Genomic DNA, 14,553 nt, shown 5'->3' with positions numbered 1-14,553 from the left:
GGGCCATGGGCTCAGGCCTCGTCGACCGGCATCGGTGTGCCGGTCTTGAGCCGACCCATGGTGACCAAGGTCTTGAAGCGCTTCACGTTGTGGTTCTCGAAGAAGAGTTCTCGCGTGAGCTCGGTGTAGTGGCCCATGTCGCGCACCGCGAAGATCAGCACGAAATCGCATTCGCCGGCCACGTAGTAGCACTGCTGGATGAAGGGGCAGCGCAGGAAGGACTGCTTCATGGCGTCGAGCAGGTCCATGCGCTCGTTTTCGACCTGCACCTCCACCACGATGGTGAGCGGGTAGCCCAGGGCCTCGGGCCGGACCTGCGCGGCAAAGCGCTCGATCACACCCTGCTCGGTCAGGCGTTTGATGCGCCGGTTCACCGCGGCAGCGGACAGGTGCACGCGCGCGCCCAGCTCGGCCTGCGGCATCCGGCAGTCTTCCTGGAGCAGGGCGAGGAGTTGGCGGTCGAAGGCGTCCAGCGGAGCGATGGGCATCTGCTTTTCCTTGAATTGCAATAACGTTGCGTGAAAAGCCTCAATTATCGAATCTGAATACGCCAGTGAGAAATAGCATTTCGTGCTCCAGCCGATACCGCATTTTCCCGATGACGTCCTCCTTCAGCCCCGCCGACACGACCTCCGGCGTCGCCTACTCCCTCGCCGCCTCGGTCCTGTTCGCCCTGATGTACTACCACGCCACGCTGCTCGCGCCGCTGGGCGGTGCCGGCATCTACGGCTGGCGCATCCTGCTGACCGCGCCTTTCCTGGGGGTCTTCATCCTGCTGTCGCGGCGGGGCGGGGAGATCGCCGAGCTCTGGCAGCGCCTGCGCGCGCGCCCGGTGCTCTGGCTGGCGATGCTGCTGTCGTCCCTGCTGCTGGGGGTGCAGCTGTGGCTGTTCATGTGGGCGCCGATCAACGGCCACGGGCTGGACGTGTCGCTGGGCTACTTCCTGTTGCCGCTGACGCTGGTGCTCACCGGGCGGCTGTGTTTCGGCGAGCGCATCACGCGCTGGCAGATGGCGGCCTGTGCGCTGGCCACGCTGGGGGTGGTGAACGAGCTGCTGTATGCGCCCCGGGTGTCCTGGCCGGCCTTCGTGGTGGCACTGGGCTACCCCTGCTATTTCGCGCTGCGGCGCGTGCTGCGCACCAACCACCTGGGCGGCATGTGGTTCGACATGGTGCTGAGCCTGCCGGTGGGGCTGTGGTTCATCGCGGCGCCGCTGCCCGAAGGCGCCGGCGCGCTGCAGCACCCGGTGCTGGGCATTCTGGTGCTGGGCGTGCTCAGCGCGGTGGCCCTGGCCTTCATGATCACGGCCAACCAGCGCCTGAAGCTGGGCCTGTTCGGCCTGCTGAGCTATGTGGAGCCGGCGCTGCTGGTGGGGGTGGCGCTGCTGCTGGGCGAGCGCATCGCGCCCAGCCAGTGGCTGACCTACGGCGCCATCTGGGTCGCCATCGGGCTGCTGGCCTGCGAAGGAATGGCGAGCCTGCGCGCCCTCAGGCCGCAGGCCCTTCCTCGGTGACGAAGCTGTCGCGCACGGTGAACCAGATCGAGGTGTGGAACATCGCGGTGAGCAGCAACGCCATGGGGAAGATCACCAGGTTGAGCAGGGCGGCGCTGCCGAACAGCACGGCCAGCAGGTTCATCACCACGCCGGTCATCATCATCACGGCCATCCAGCCCACGCCGTAGAGCAGCATCGCGCCCTTGTTGGCCCAGCAGGCCATCAGGCTGAAGAACAGGCTCTTGAGCGGCGTCACCTGGTGCCAGTGCACCAGCGCGGGGGCGTGCCAGAAGGCCATGAGCACCGGCACGGACAACACCATGGTGACCCACAGGCCCGGGTTGTTGAACATGGCGCGCACCTGCTCGGGCGTGATCTCGCCACTGGACGTGCCCGCGACGGGTGCCACATCGACGGCGAACAGCGCGCCCACGCCGAACACCAGCATCAGCATGGCGGCGTACAGGGCGCCGAGGATGAGCATGGAGCGGGTGTTCGCCGGGCCGGCGCGAAAGGCCGCGACCAGGGTGGTCGGCATCGGGAAGCGGCCTTGCGCGGCCTCGCGGCTGGCGGCCATGAGGCCCAGCGTGGCCGCTGGTACCACCGCCAGCGAGAGAAGGGGGCCGATGACCGGCACCAGCGACAGCACCGAGATCGAGGCCATGAACATGAAGCACAGCCCCGCCATCGCCAGGGGCTGGCGGAAGAAGGTCTGCACCCCGAGCTTGACCCATTGGAAGCCGGTGCGGGCGGGAACGATATTCAGTTTCATGCAGGGGGCGGGCTCAGGCGGATTGCAGCGCGTCGTCGCGCACCAGGGCGCCCAGGGCCTGGGTGTCGCGCACCCGGGCGCGCAGCACGCGCTCGAAGTGGCCGGGGTCGTGGGCCTGGAGCAGCGCGGCCTCGCGCGGCAGGTGCAGGTCCCACAGGCGGGAGATCCAGAAGCGCAGCGCGCCGGCGCGCAGCAGCGCCGGCAGCAGGCTGCGCTCGGCCGCCGTGAGGGGTCGCACCGCCTGGTAGGCCGCCAGCAAGGCGAGCGAGCGCGGCGTGTCGAGCGAGCCGTCGTGGTCCTCGTCGTGCAGCACGCACCAGTCGTTGAGGCAGACGGCGATGTCGAACAGGAAGGCGTCGCAGCCGGCGAAATAGAAGTCAAAGATGCCGGTGAGCGCGCCGTCCTCGAACAGGGCGTTGTCGCGGAACAGGTCGGCATGCACCGGGCCGCGCGGCAGGGCCGCGTAGGCAGGGCTCTGGGCCACGTGGTTCTGGTAGGCCAGTTCCGCGTTCAGCAGGTCGGCCTGGGCGGGCGTGAGGAAGGGCAGCACCACGGGTGCGGTCTCGTTCCACCAGGGCAGGCCGCGCAGGTTGGGCTGGCTCATGGGGAACTCGCGCCCGGCCAGGTGCATGCGCGCGAGCATGGCGCCCACCGCCTCGCACTGCGCCACGCCCGGCGACAGGTCGCTCTTGCCGCGCAGCCGGTCCACCACGGCGGCCGGCTTGCCCTGCACCGTGAGCAGGATCTCGCCCTGGGCGTTGGCCGCCGGGTCGGGCACCGGGATGCCGCGCCCGGCGAGGAACTTCATGAGGTGCAGGTAGAACGGCAACTGCTCGAAGCCCAGCCGCTCGAACACGGTGAGCACGTGCTCCAGCGTGGCGCCGTCGCGCTCGCTGGTCACGAAATAGTTGGTGTTTTCAATGCCGCCCTGGATGCCCTTGAGGTCCGTGAGGTCGCCCAGTTGGAGGGTGTGCAGGAGGGCAGCGGCTTCGTCGAACGCGACTTCGGTGTAAACGGCCATGTGGCGGGGGGATCAGAAATTCAGGATGCGCCAGCTGCTGCGCCCGGCGTTGCCGGTGCGCTTGCCGTTGTCGCCCGCGCCCGTCTGGCCGTTGTCGGGCTGGATCTGATAGGCCGGCGCGCCGTTCTTGGGTTGCACCTCGATGCTTTGCGTCTGACCGCCCACGCGCAACTCGTCGATGCGGGTGAGTTTGTCCTCGTGCGTGATGCGCTCGATGTTGTCGCGCGCCGCGGCGGGCTCGCGCGGGGTTTCCGCCGGGGCCACCTGGGCCAGGGCAGGCAGGGCAAGGCACAGGCCGGCCACGAGGGCGGCGAGGGGATGGCGGTGGATCGCGTTCATGGGTCGATTGTAGGCAAGGCCGGCCGGCTGCGCCGCCGAGGGGACGGGCGCGATCTCCGCCACAATGGCCCCCATGTCAGACGCCCAAACCCCCGACTCCCCCGCCGATCGCAAGACTTTGTTGCTGGTCGACGGTTCCAGCTACCTGTACCGTGCGTTTTTTGCCGGCGGTGAGGCCATGAGCACCACCTTGCCCGACGGCACGGTCCTGAAAACCGGCGCCATCCGCATCATGATCAACATGATGCAGAAACTGCGCAAGGACGTGCGCGCCGACTACGCGGCCTGCGTCTTCGATGCCAAGGGCCCGACCTTCCGCGACGCGTTGTACCCTGAGTACAAGGCCAACCGCTCGCCCATGCCCGACGACCTGCGCGCGCAGATCGCCCCGATCCACGAGGTGGTGAAGCTGCTGGGCTGGAAGGTGCTGGATGTGCCGGGCGTGGAGGCCGACGACGTGATCGGCACGCTGGCCCACCTGGCCGCGCAACAGGGCATTGACTGCATCATCTCCAGCGGCGACAAGGACCTGAGCCAGCTGGTCAACGAGCACATCACGGTGATCGACACCATGAACGACCGCCGGCGCGACGTGGCGGGTGTGACCGCCGAGTTCGGCGTGCCGCCCAGTCTGATGCTGGACTACCAGACGCTGGTGGGGGATCAGGTGGACAACGTGCCGGGCGTGCCCAAGGTCGGCCCCAAGACGGCCGTGAAATGGCTGCAGGAATACGGCTCGCTGGAGGCGCTGGTGGCGCGAGCGGGCGAGATCAAGGGGGCGGCGGGCGAGAACCTGCGCAACGCGCTCGACTGGCTGCCCAAGGGGCGGGAGCTGCTGACCATCAAGATCGACTGCGATCTCCAGGACCACATCGAAGGCTTGCCCTCGCTGGAGGCCATCACCATCGCCGGGCAGGATTCCGAAGCGCTCAAGGCCTTCGGCGAGACCTACGGCTTCAAGGGGCTGGTCAAGTCGCTGACGCAGCACGACGTGCCGCCGGAGCGGATCGAAGAAAGCAAGGTGAAGGCCGCCGCCAAGGGCAAGGCCGGCGACGGCTCGCCCGGCCTGTTCGACGAGCCCGACCTCAGCGGCAGCGCCGAGCGCACCACCAACCTGCGCTACGACACCCTTCTTACCTGGGACCAGTTCGACAGCTGGCTGCAGCGCCTGCAGGCCGCCGAGCTGGTGGCGCTGGACACCGAAACCACCTCGCTCGACGAGATGCGTGCCGAGATCGTGGGCATCAGCTTCAGCGTGACCCCCGGCGAGGCGGCCTACATCCCGCTGCGCCATGCCGGGCCGGAGGCGCCCGAGCAATTGCCCTTCGACGAGGTGCTGGCGAAACTGAAACCCTGGCTGGAAGACCCGGCGAAGCACAAGCTCGGTCAGCACATGAAGTACGACCGCCACGTGTTCGCCAACCACGGCATCGAGGTGCAGGGCTATGTGCACGACACCATGCTGCAGAGCTATGTGCTGGAGGTGCACAAGCCGCACGGCCTGGCCAGCCTGGCCGAGCGCCACCTGGGCCGCCAGGGCATCAACTACGAAGACCTGTGCGGCAAGGGCGCGCACCAGATCCCGTTCGCGCAGGTCGAGGTGGCCAAGGCCGCCGAGTACTCGTGCGAGGACAGCGACCAGACGCTGGACGTGCACCGGGTGCTGTGGCCGCAGCTGCAGGCGGACGAAAAGCTCAGGTTCATCTACGAACTCGAGATCGCCAGCAGCGAGGCGCTGTACCGCATCGAGCGCAACGGCGTGCTGATCGACGCGCCCACGCTGGCCGCCCAAAGCCACGAGCTGGGCCAGCGCATCGTCGCGCTGGAGCAGGAGGCCTACGCCATCGCCGGCCAGCCTTTCAACCTGGGCAGCCCCAAGCAGCTGGGCGAGATCTTCTTCGACAAGCTGGGCCTGCCGGTGATCAAGAAGACCGCGACCGGCGCGCGCAGCACCGACGAAGAGGTGCTGGAGAAGCTCGCCGAAGATTACCCGCTGCCGGCCAAGATCCTGGAGCACCGCAGCCTCGCCAAGCTCAAGGGCACGTACACCGACAAGCTGGCGCAGCTCGCCTTGCCGCGCACCGGGCGCGTGCACACGCACTATGCGCAGGCCGTGGCGGTGACCGGGCGCCTGTCCAGCAACGACCCCAACCTGCAGAACATTCCGATCCGCACGCCTGAAGGCCGGCGCGTGCGCGAGGCTTTCGTGGCGCCCGCGGGCAGCGTGATCGCCAGCGCCGACTACTCGCAGATCGAGCTGCGCATCATGGCCCATATCAGCGGTGACGAAGCCCTGCTGCGCGCCTTCCACGAAGGGCTGGACGTGCACCGCGCGACCGCCGCCGAGGTGTTCGGCGTGGAGACAGCGCAGGTCAGCAGCGAGCAGCGCCGGTACGCCAAGGTGATCAACTTCGGCCTGATCTACGGCATGGGCTCGTTCGGCCTGGCCAAGGCGTTGGGCATCGACAACACGGCGGCGAAGAACTACATCACGCGCTACTTCGAGCGCTTCGAGGGCGTGAAGCGTTACATGGACGAGACGCGCCAGCGGGCCAAGGACATGGGCTACATCGAGACGGTGTTCGGTCGGCGCCTGGTGCTGCCCGACATCAAGAACGCCAAGGGCGCGAAGCTCTCGGCGCTGGAGCGCCAGGCCATCAACGCCCCCATGCAGGGCACGGCGGCCGACCTGATCAAGCTCAGCATGGTGGCGGTGCAGAAGGCGCTGGACGAGCAGCGCCGGAGCACGAAGATGATCATGCAGGTGCACGACGAACTGGTGTTCGAGGTGCCCGAGGGCGAGGTGGACTGGCTCAAGACCGAGATTCCTCACCTGATGGCCGGTGTCGCCGCGCTCAAGGTGCCCTTGCTCGCCGAGGTCGGCGTCGGCCCCAACTGGGACAAAGCCCATTAAGGGCCCACCCCCGCCGCGGCTGCGCCGCGACCCCCTTGCAGGGGGCGATGCCTGCGGCCCGGCAAAGCCGGTTCCGCGGCATCTCTGGAAAAAGTCCGCTCGCGCCCGGAACGTTTGAACTTCGGGCGCGCCCCGAAGTCAGGTAGTTTTTCAACCCCAAGAAGGAGACGCGACGATGCTCGAAGAACAACACGTGCGGGACCTGGACGCTTTGCTGCCCGGCCAGGCCACCGAACACGGCGCCACCCGCCGGACCGCCCTGAAGGCCGCGCTCGGCGTGGGCTATGCGGCCTCCGCGCTGCCCCTGATGGCGCAGACGGCGATCAAGACCCCCACCGACGGCCTGACCGTGGGCGAGGTGACGATCGACGTCAACGGCTTCAAGATGCCCGCCTACCGCGCCGCCCCGGCCGGCAAGACCGGCCTGCCGGTGGTGCTGGTGCTGTCCGAGATCTTTGGCGTGCACGAGTACATCGCCGACACGGCCAACCGCTTCGCCCGGGCCGGCTACCTCGCCATCGCGCCCGAGCTGTTCGTGCGCCAGGGCGATGCCCAGGGCTATGGCGAAATGGCCAAGCTGATGGCCGAAGTGATCTCCAAGGTGCCCGACCAGCAGGTGCTGGGCGACCTCGATGCCACGGTGAAGTGGGCCGCCGCCAACGGAGGGGACGCGAGCAAGGTGGGCATCACCGGCTTCTGCTGGGGTGGGCGCCAGGTCTGGCTGTACACCGCGCACAACCCGGCCGTGAAGGCCGGCGTGGCCTGGTATGGCCGCCTGGTGGGCGACGCCACCCCGCTTACCCCGAAGCAGCCCGTGGACGTGGCCGCCAGGCTCCATGGCCCCGTGCTGGGCCTGTACGGTGGCGCGGACACCGGCATTCCCCTTGACACGGTTGATAAGATGAAGACCGCTCTGGCCGCCGGCAATGCGGCGGCCAAGGCATCGACCTTCGTGGTGTATCCGGACGCGCCGCACGCCTTTCACGCCGATTACCGGCCGAGCTTCCGCAAGGAGCCGGCGCAAGACGGCTGGAAGCGGGCGCTGGCCTGGTTCAAGCAGCACGGCGTGGCCTGATCGGGCCGCTTTCCGTTCAACGAAGGCCGCCATGGGGCGGCCTTTTTTCGTGGTGACAAGCAAATGACCCTGTTGGCAATTCTCATCGGCACCGTCGCGGCGGGCGTGGGCAGCGTCTGGCTGGCGGCCCTGTTGAGCATGGCCATGCTGGCGCGCTACACCCAGCACATGCTCAGCCTGGCGGCCGGGGCGCTGATGGCCACGGCCTTCATGCACCTGTTGCCCGAAGCTTTCGAGAGCGCGGCCGGCGCGCACGAGCTGTTCGCGATGCTGCTGGGCGGGCTGGTGTTCTTCTTCCTGCTTGACAAGGCCGAGCTGTGGCACCACGGACACGAGCACAGCCGGGAAGAAGAGGCCCTGCTCGACCACGAGCCGCATGACCACCACGCGCACCACCACGGTCACAGCCATCACGGCCATGACCACGGCCCGCGCTCGGGCGGCTGGGCGGTGCTGGCGGGTGACAGCGTGCACGCCTTCGGCGACGGCATCCTGATCGCCTCGGCCTTCATGGCCGACATGCGCCTGGGCCTGGTGGCCGCGCTGGCGGTGCTGGCCCACGAGGTGCCGCACCACATGGGCGACCTGGTGGTGCTGCGCCACACCTCGCGCAACTCGCGCGCCGCGCTGGTCAAGGTGTCGCTGGCGGGCACGGTCACCGCGCTGGGCGGCCTGGTGGGCTACTTCCTGCTGGCGCAGCTGGAGGACTACCTGCCGTTTTTCCTCGTGGCCGCTTCCAGCAGCTTTGTCTACGTGGCGCTGGCCGACCTGATCCCGCAGTTGCAGAAGCGGCTGAGCCTGAAGGCCACGGTGGCGCAGATCGCGTGGCTGCTGGTGGGGATTGCGCTGGTCACCGTGGTCAGCGGCCTCGCGCACTGAACCGTCTGGCGGTCTTCAACTGGCCAGACTGTCTCCGAAAGAGAAACAGAATCGGGCGCCCGCGCCCGGCTGGCCCTCACCGATGATGTGACCGCCGTGGCGCTCGATGATGCGCCGCACCGTGGCCAGGCCGATGCCCGTGCCCTCGAACTCGCTGGGCATGTGCAGGCGCTGGAAGGGCTTGAAGAGCTTGTCGGCGTAGGCCATGTCGAAGCCCACGCCGTTGTCGCGCACGTAGAACATCCGGGGCTCGCCGCCCACCGGCGGCAGCAGGCCCCACTCGATCACGGTGTGCTCTTTCGTCCGGCTGTACTTGAGCGCGTTGGCCAGCAGGTTTTCCAGCACGATGCGCGCCAGGCGCGGATCGCAGCGGGCCTGCAGGTCGGGCGTGACGCGGGATTCGATCGCCCGCCCGGGCTGCTTGTGCTGCTCCTGCGCCAGGATCTCCTGCACCATGGCGCTGAGGTCCACGGTCTGCTGCGTCAGCACGCCCTGGCTCACGCGCGCCAGGGCCAGCAGGTCGTCGATCAGCGAGCCCATGCGCTGGGTGGAGTGGAGCACGCGTTCGAGCAGCTGGCGTTCGTCGGCGCTCAGGCGCGGCCCCACTTCCTCATCCAGCAGCCGGGTGAAGCCATCGATGGCGCGCAGCGGCGACTTGAGGTCGTGAGACACCGAGTAAGCGAACGAATCGAGCTCCGCATTGAGCATCTGCAGGTCGGCTGTGCGTTCGCGCACACGGTGCTCCAGCGTCTCGTTCAGGCGCTGGATCTCACGGTCACGGCGCAGGCGCACCAGCTCCGAGTTGGCCCGGCCGGCGAAGATGGCGATCAGGGCCTGCGTGTCCGGGCGCAGCTCCACCGGTTGGCGCCAGAGCGCGAAGAGCACGCCGATCGCGGTGCCGTCGGCGTCGCGCAAGGCCTTGCCCAGGTAGGCCTGGCAGCCGGAGTCGATCAGGCTGGTGGCTTGCGGGAACTGCTCGGCCAGGCCGCTGGTGCAGATGAGCATGTCCTGCTGCAGCAGGGAGCGGGCGCAGGGCGTGCCCTCGATGGAGAAGGTGAAATTGGGCCGCGCCTGCCCGTCCTGGCGGATCGCCAGGCTGCGCACGCGCCCGTCCGCGCGGCATTCGCCGACCACCACCATGTCGGCGCCGATGGCTTCGCAGAGGTGGCGCGTGAGCGCGCCGAAGAAGGCTTCGCCGGTCTCGGCGGCCACGCCGCGCGCCACGTTGAGCAGCAGCGCCTCGCGCTCCTTCTCGGCGGTGATGCTCACGGTGCAGGCCAGGATGCAGGGCTCGCCGTCAATGTCCAGCAGCTCGGCCCAGATCCGGGTGTCCACCAGCGAACCGTCCTTGTGGCGCATGCGGGTTTCGTAGCCGTCGATGTGGCCTTGGCGCAGCAACTGTTCCACAAAGGCTTCGCGATCCTGCGGGGTCAGCCAGGCGCCGATTTCCATCGAGGTCTTGCCCCGGATCTCCTCCGGCAGCAGACCCTGCGCGCGGTCCTGCGCGCGGTTGACTTCGATGATGGCGCCGTCCGAGAGGCGCGAGATCGTCATGTTCAGAGGGCTGAAGTGGAAGGCCTTGGCGAAGCGGTCCTCGGAGCGGCGCAGCCGTTCCATGACCTCGTTCTGGGCGCTCACATCGCTGATGGTGGTGATGACCAGCTTGTCTTCGTGGTCGTCGCCCATCTCGCTGGAGACCAGGCCTTCGAAGGTGCTGCCGTCCGCGCGCAGGCCCCGTGCGGGGTACTGTTCGGCGCGCCGGGCGGCGAAGAGGGCGCCCAGGTACGCCTCCCGCTGTTCGGGGTCCGCCCACAGGAAGGCGTCCGGGCGGCCCAGGGCCTGGTCGCGGGTGTAGCCGTAGCAGCGTTCAAAGGCGGGGTTGACGTCCAGGATCATCCCGGAACGCGCCGACTGCGCGATCATGGGGCTGGGGCTGGTGCGGAAGATGCGGGCAAAACGCTCCAGGTGGAGGTCGCGCTGGTGCTCGGTTTTCTTGCGCAGCTCCAGCTCGGCCTTCTGCCGGTCGAACGCCTCGCGCAACTGGCGGCCGCTGTGATAGACCATCACGCCGACCACCACCACGGTGGCCGAATGGGTGATCCAGACCCGCAGGCCCACCTCGAAATAGGGCGTTGCGGTGAACCAGCCGTTGACCTCGGCCAGCGTGAGCAGGCCGAGCGAGGCCACGCTGGCCGTGACCGTGGCGATGAGCGCGGTGCGGCCGAGGAAGGTGCCCGCGCCGGCCACGGCGGCGACGAACAGGAAGCCGACCGCCGTGCGCACCGAACCGTAGGTGATCACCGAGAGCACGGCGGTGGACAGCGTGCCCAGCACGATCAGGTGCGCCACGTACTGCATGCGGTTCCAGTGCACCAGGGCATAGGCCACACCCGACACCAGCACCAGGCAGGCCGCGATCCAGGCCTCGCGCTGCCCCGGGCTGGCGAAGATCAGGTCGATCACGAGAACGATCAGCGCGGCCAGTCCGGTCAGCAGCGCCAGCAGCTCCAGCACCCGTTTGCGCTGACCGTCCGGCGCGGTGGCCGGGGCGGCGGGGTCCAAAAGGCGGGAGGAGGTCGGGGGCATGTTCGGTGCGTCAGCCCTGCGCCGTGGGCAGGCCTGGCGTGTTGCACCACTCGCTCCAGCTGCCCGGGTAGAGCTTGGCCCGGCCCAGGCCGGCGATTTCCATGGCCAGCAGGTTGGGCACGGCGCTCACGCCGCTGCCGCAGTGGTGCACCACGGTGGCCGGGTCGCGCCCGGCGAGCAGGCGCTCGAATTCGGCGCGCAGTTCGGCCGCGGGCTTGAAGCGGCCGTCCGGCGCCACGTTCTCGTTGAAGGGTCGATTGAGCGCACCGGGAATGTGGCCGGCCACCGGATCCAGCGGTTCGGTCTCGCCGCGAAAGCGCGCGCCGGCGCGGGCGTCGATCAGGGTCATGGCGGGGCGCCCGAGCGCACCCGCGATGTCGGTTGTGCCGACGGTCTGCACCAGCGGCTCTCGCAGTTCAAAAACCGCCGGTTGCGGGGCAGCCACGGGGCCGCTTTCCACGGCGCCGCCGGCCGCCTTCCAGGCCGCCAGCCCGCCGTCCAGCACGGCCACGGCCTCGTGGCCGCACCACTTGAGCATCCACCACAGGCGCCCGCTGGTGGTGATGGCCTGGCGGTCCAGCACCACCACCTGCGCGGTGTTGTCCAGGCCCAGCCGGCCCAGCCGGGCGGCGAAAGTGGCGCGCGAGGGCAGCGGGTGGCGCCCGCCGCTGGCGCGGTCGGGGGCGGTCTTGTCGCTCAGGTGGTGCTCCAGATGCACGTGCACCGAGCCCGGGATGTGCTCGGCCTCGAACTGGGCCTGGCCGGCCTCGGGCTTCATCAGCTCGTAACTGCAGTCAAAGATGCGCAGCGGAGCGCCGCTGGCGATGAGTTGCTGGAGTTCGGTCGCGGAGATCAGGGTCGTGTGCATGCGCGCATTGTGGAGCAGATGCAAGTCAATGGTCTTCCGCGGGTGCATTCGGCACCGCGCGGGCGCGCAGCACCGTGGCCGTGATGCCGCTGACGATGATCAGCGCCATGCCCAGCCAGCCGAGCAGCGGCAGCTGGTCGTTGAAGAAGACGATGCCGTAGATGCCGGCGATCACGATGCCCGAGTACTGCAGGTTGGCCACCACCATGGTGGCGCCGCGCGAGTAGGCGCGCGTCATGCAGAGCTGGCCGAACAGGGCCAGCAGGCCGATGGGCAGCAGCCACAGGGCGCTGGGCCAATGCCAGGCGCTCACGCCGGAGAACAGCATGCCGACGCCGCCGGCGAGCACGGCACCGATCGAAAAATAGAACACGGTGCGGCTCTCGGGCTCGCCGGCGCGAGAGAGCGCGGCCACCTGCAGGTAGGCGAAGGCCGCGAAGATGCCCGAGAGCAGGCCGACCAGCGCGCCCACCACCTGGTGCTCGGCCAGCGTGGGGCGCAGCATCATGGCGACGCCGCCGAAGCCCATGAGCACGGTGAGGAACAGGGGGGCCTGCTCGCGGATGGGGGCGTTGCGGCCTTGCATGAGCAGGGCACCGCCCAGCAGGAAGGTCGCGATCCACACGCTGCTCATGTAGTTCAACGTCATGGCCGTGGCCAGGGGCAGGGCGGCGATGGCGAAGAACCAGGCGGTGAGCGAGATCGTGCCGACGATGCTGCGCCAGACGTGCATCATGGGCATGCGGGTGCGCAGGGACACGCCGTTCACGCGCGTCATCGCGATCAGGAAGACCGAACCCACCACGCCGCGGTAGAACACGATCTCGAAGCTGTTGAAGTGGCTGGACGCGAACTTGATGCACACGCCCATGGAGGCGAAGAACACCGAGGCGAGCAGCATCCACAGGGCCTGCATTCAACCCCCCCGCGCCGCCTGCGGCGTCACCCCCCCAGGGGGGCGCCACTGGCGGCCCGGCAAAGCCGGTTCCGCGGTGGCCTTGGATGAAGACGCTCCACCCTCCGAGGGCTTGAAATTCAGACGGTGTGGCACGTGAGACGTGTCTCGTTTCAGAGTCACCGCGGGACCGGTTTTGCCGGACCGCTGGTGACGCCCCCCTGGGGGGGTGACGCCGAAGGCGGCGCGGGGGGGCTCATCCGGGCTCTGTACCACTCGTGGAAGTGCTGCATGCCGTCTTCCATCGGGCTCTGGTAGGGGCCGACCTCGTTGTCGCCGCGCGCCAGCAGGGCCTTGCGCCCGGCGTCCATGCGCTCGGCGATCTCGTCGTCCTCGATGCAGGTTTCCATGTAGGCCGCGCGCTGCGCCTCGACGAACTCGCGCTCGAAGGCCGCGATCTCCTCGGGGTAGTAGAACTCGACCATGTTGAGGGTCTTGTCCACGCTGACCGGGTGCAGGGTCGAGACCGTGAGCACGTGCGGGTACCACTCCACCATGATGTGCGGGTAGTAGGTGAGCCAGATCGCGCCGTGGTCGGGCATCTGGCCCTGGCGGTAGTTCATCAGCTGCTCGTGCCAGCGCTGGTAGACCGGGCTGCCGGCCTTGCCGAGCAGGTTGGCCGGGCCCACGGTCTGCACCGAGTACTCCGGCTTGAACTCCCAGCGCAGGTCTTCACAGGTGACGAAACCACCCAGGCCCGGGTGGAAGGGGGCGACGTGGTAGTCCTCCAGATAGACCTCGATGAAGGTCTTCCAGTTGTAGTTGCACTCGTGCAGCTCCACGTGGTCGAGCACCATGCCCTCGAAGTCGAGCGCGGCGCGCGGGCCCATGTTGGCCAGGTCGGCCTGCACGTCGCGGCCGTTGTCCTCGAACAGCAGGCCGTTCCACTCGCGCAGGGGGTAGTTGTTGAGGTTCAGGCAGGGGTCCTGCTCGAAGTGCGGCGCGCCCAGCAGGCGCCCGGCCTGTTCGCCGTGGGTGCCGCTGTAGGTCCAGCGGTGCAGGGGGCAGACGATGTTGCCGCCGGCGCTGCCGCTGCGGGTCTCGCCCAGGTTGCCGCGGCCCTTGAGCATGACGGCCTGGCGGTGGCGGCACACGTTGGAGACGAGTTCGACGCCCTTGTCGGTGCGCACCAGGGCGCGGCCGCCGGCTTCGTGCGGCAGGGCATGGTAGTCCCCCACGTTGGGGACCGCGAGTTGGTGCCCCACGTACCGGGGCCCGCGCTGGAAGAGCGTTTCCTTTTCGCGCTGGAACAGCGCCTCGCTGAAGTAGCTGGAAACCGGAAGTTGGCTTGCGGCCTGCTGCAGTTGAAGACTTAAATCAGACATGGTGGTCCTGACCTAGAGACTCCCCCTATGAAGGGGCAGGGTAAGCGCTGTGCTCGTCAGACGAATTCGCGCGGGATGGGTGGGGTGGTGCGTCCCTCCGGACAGAGGCTGTCCGTAGTGAAGAGGTTTGGGAGAGAAAAAAAGAACGCGGATTGTACCCCGGGGGGCAATGCCCTTGCCGGGCATAAAATGCCGGTTTCATCTGGCCATCTTCAGCACCCCAAGGCCGGGCCCATGCAGCCCGCCCCACCGCGCAGCGAAGCGAGTTCCGCGGTTTGCGAAGGGCCACAGCCCACTGTACCCATGCCCACACCTTCTCCCTCC

General features: G+C 68.4%; 12 protein-coding genes. 4 read left to right on the top strand and 8 right to left on the bottom strand.

Annotated features, from left to right (window positions below):
• Positions 1 to 11 precede the first annotated feature (11 nt).
• Positions 12 to 488 carry an Lrp/AsnC family transcriptional regulator gene (locus tag AC07ZS_RS28360; protein WP_494801781.1) on the bottom strand — a complete coding sequence of 159 codons (477 nt, stop codon included), beginning with the start codon at positions 486 to 488 and terminating at the stop codon, positions 12 to 14.
• A gap of 110 nt (positions 489 to 598) precedes the next feature.
• Between AC07ZS_RS28360 and rarD the strand changes: the two genes are divergently transcribed.
• Complete coding sequence (gene rarD, locus AC07ZS_RS28355; RefSeq protein WP_494801780.1) at positions 599 to 1,513, top strand: EamA family transporter RarD; 915 nt, start codon at positions 599 to 601, stop codon at positions 1,511 to 1,513.
• Here the strand turns inward: rarD and AC07ZS_RS28350 are convergent.
• The 3 genes from AC07ZS_RS28350 to AC07ZS_RS28340 are packed head-to-tail and all read right to left on the bottom strand — an operon-like array spanning position 1,488 to position 3,627.
• Entirely contained in the window at positions 1,488 to 2,267 is a 780-nt protein-coding gene (locus AC07ZS_RS28350; RefSeq protein ID WP_494801779.1) for a BPSS1780 family membrane protein, read from the bottom strand. The two genes, rarD and AC07ZS_RS28350, sit on opposite strands and share 26 nt — an antisense overlap.
• A gap of 13 nt (positions 2,268 to 2,280) precedes the next feature.
• Positions 2,281 to 3,288 carry a homoserine kinase gene (locus AC07ZS_RS28345; RefSeq protein WP_494801778.1) on the bottom strand — a complete coding sequence of 336 codons (1,008 nt, stop codon included), beginning with the start codon at positions 3,286 to 3,288 and terminating at the stop codon, positions 2,281 to 2,283.
• Between the two features lie 12 nt (positions 3,289 to 3,300).
• A complete protein-coding gene (locus tag AC07ZS_RS28340) occupies positions 3,301 to 3,627 on the bottom strand; it encodes a hypothetical protein (protein ID WP_494801777.1) in 327 nt (108 codons plus the stop codon).
• 73 nt (positions 3,628 to 3,700) lie between these two features.
• Here AC07ZS_RS28340 and polA point away from each other — a divergent pair, with 73 nt between their 5' ends.
• From polA to AC07ZS_RS28325, 3 genes are all read left to right on the top strand, one after another.
• On the top strand, positions 3,701 to 6,541 hold the full coding sequence (gene polA / locus AC07ZS_RS28335) for a DNA polymerase I (protein WP_494801776.1): 2,841 nt from the start codon (positions 3,701 to 3,703) through the stop codon (positions 6,539 to 6,541).
• Positions 6,542 to 6,716: 175 nt separating this feature from the next.
• Positions 6,717 to 7,616 (top strand): dienelactone hydrolase family protein, encoded by a 900-nt coding sequence (locus AC07ZS_RS28330; RefSeq protein WP_494801775.1) that lies wholly within the window; start codon positions 6,717 to 6,719, stop codon positions 7,614 to 7,616.
• 63 nt (positions 7,617 to 7,679) lie between these two features.
• Positions 7,680 to 8,495: a ZIP family metal transporter gene (locus tag AC07ZS_RS28325; protein ID WP_494801774.1), complete on the top strand. Its 816-nt coding sequence runs from the start codon at positions 7,680 to 7,682 to the stop codon at positions 8,493 to 8,495.
• Between the two features lie 15 nt (positions 8,496 to 8,510).
• On the opposite strand, the gene AC07ZS_RS28320 is transcribed toward AC07ZS_RS28325, so the two are convergent.
• The 4 genes from AC07ZS_RS28320 to AC07ZS_RS28305 all read right to left on the bottom strand — a co-directional run bounded on the left by AC07ZS_RS28320 (position 8,511) and on the right by AC07ZS_RS28305 (position 14,229).
• Entirely contained in the window at positions 8,511 to 11,081 is a 2,571-nt protein-coding gene (locus AC07ZS_RS28320; RefSeq protein ID WP_494801773.1) for a PAS domain-containing sensor histidine kinase, read from the bottom strand.
• 10 nt (positions 11,082 to 11,091) lie between these two features.
• The gene (locus AC07ZS_RS28315) at positions 11,092 to 11,949 is read right to left on the bottom strand and encodes a sulfurtransferase (protein ID WP_494801772.1); all 858 of its coding nucleotides are present in this window, start codon (positions 11,947 to 11,949) and stop codon (positions 11,092 to 11,094) included.
• 25 nt (positions 11,950 to 11,974) lie between these two features.
• Entirely contained in the window at positions 11,975 to 12,865 is an 891-nt protein-coding gene (locus AC07ZS_RS28310; protein ID WP_494801771.1) for a DMT family transporter, read from the bottom strand.
• Between the two features lie 158 nt (positions 12,866 to 13,023).
• Positions 13,024 to 14,229 carry an aromatic ring-hydroxylating oxygenase subunit alpha gene (locus AC07ZS_RS28305; protein ID WP_494801770.1) on the bottom strand — a complete coding sequence of 402 codons (1,206 nt, stop codon included), beginning with the start codon at positions 14,227 to 14,229 and terminating at the stop codon, positions 13,024 to 13,026.
• Positions 14,230 to 14,553: the final 324 nt, after the last annotated feature.

Source organism: Hydrogenophaga sp. GW456-12-10-14-TSB4, assembly GCF_059424305.1.
This window is presented reverse-complemented; position numbering and strand designations above follow the sequence as displayed.

Coding starts and splice junctions, on each gene's coding strand:
- AC07ZS_RS28325 (WP_494801774.1), top strand. CDS start 7,680: ATGACCCTGTTGGCAATTCTCATCGGCACCGTCGCGGCGGGCGTGGGC.
- AC07ZS_RS28350 (WP_494801779.1), bottom strand. CDS start 2,267: ATGAAACTGAATATCGTTCCCGCCCGCACCGGCTTCCAATGGGTCAAG.
- AC07ZS_RS28340 (WP_494801777.1), bottom strand. CDS start 3,627: ATGAACGCGATCCACCGCCATCCCCTCGCCGCCCTCGTGGCCGGCCTG.
- AC07ZS_RS28320 (WP_494801773.1), bottom strand. CDS start 11,081: ATGCCCCCGACCTCCTCCCGCCTTTTGGACCCCGCCGCCCCGGCCACC.
- polA (WP_494801776.1), top strand. CDS start 3,701: ATGTCAGACGCCCAAACCCCCGACTCCCCCGCCGATCGCAAGACTTTG.
- rarD (WP_494801780.1), top strand. CDS start 599: ATGACGTCCTCCTTCAGCCCCGCCGACACGACCTCCGGCGTCGCCTAC.
- AC07ZS_RS28305 (WP_494801770.1), bottom strand. CDS start 14,229: ATGTCTGATTTAAGTCTTCAACTGCAGCAGGCCGCAAGCCAACTTCCG.
- AC07ZS_RS28345 (WP_494801778.1), bottom strand. CDS start 3,288: ATGGCCGTTTACACCGAAGTCGCGTTCGACGAAGCCGCTGCCCTCCTG.
- AC07ZS_RS28330 (WP_494801775.1), top strand. CDS start 6,717: ATGCTCGAAGAACAACACGTGCGGGACCTGGACGCTTTGCTGCCCGGC.
- AC07ZS_RS28310 (WP_494801771.1), bottom strand. CDS start 12,865: ATGCAGGCCCTGTGGATGCTGCTCGCCTCGGTGTTCTTCGCCTCCATG.
- AC07ZS_RS28360 (WP_494801781.1), bottom strand. CDS start 488: ATGCCCATCGCTCCGCTGGACGCCTTCGACCGCCAACTCCTCGCCCTG.
- AC07ZS_RS28315 (WP_494801772.1), bottom strand. CDS start 11,949: ATGCACACGACCCTGATCTCCGCGACCGAACTCCAGCAACTCATCGCC.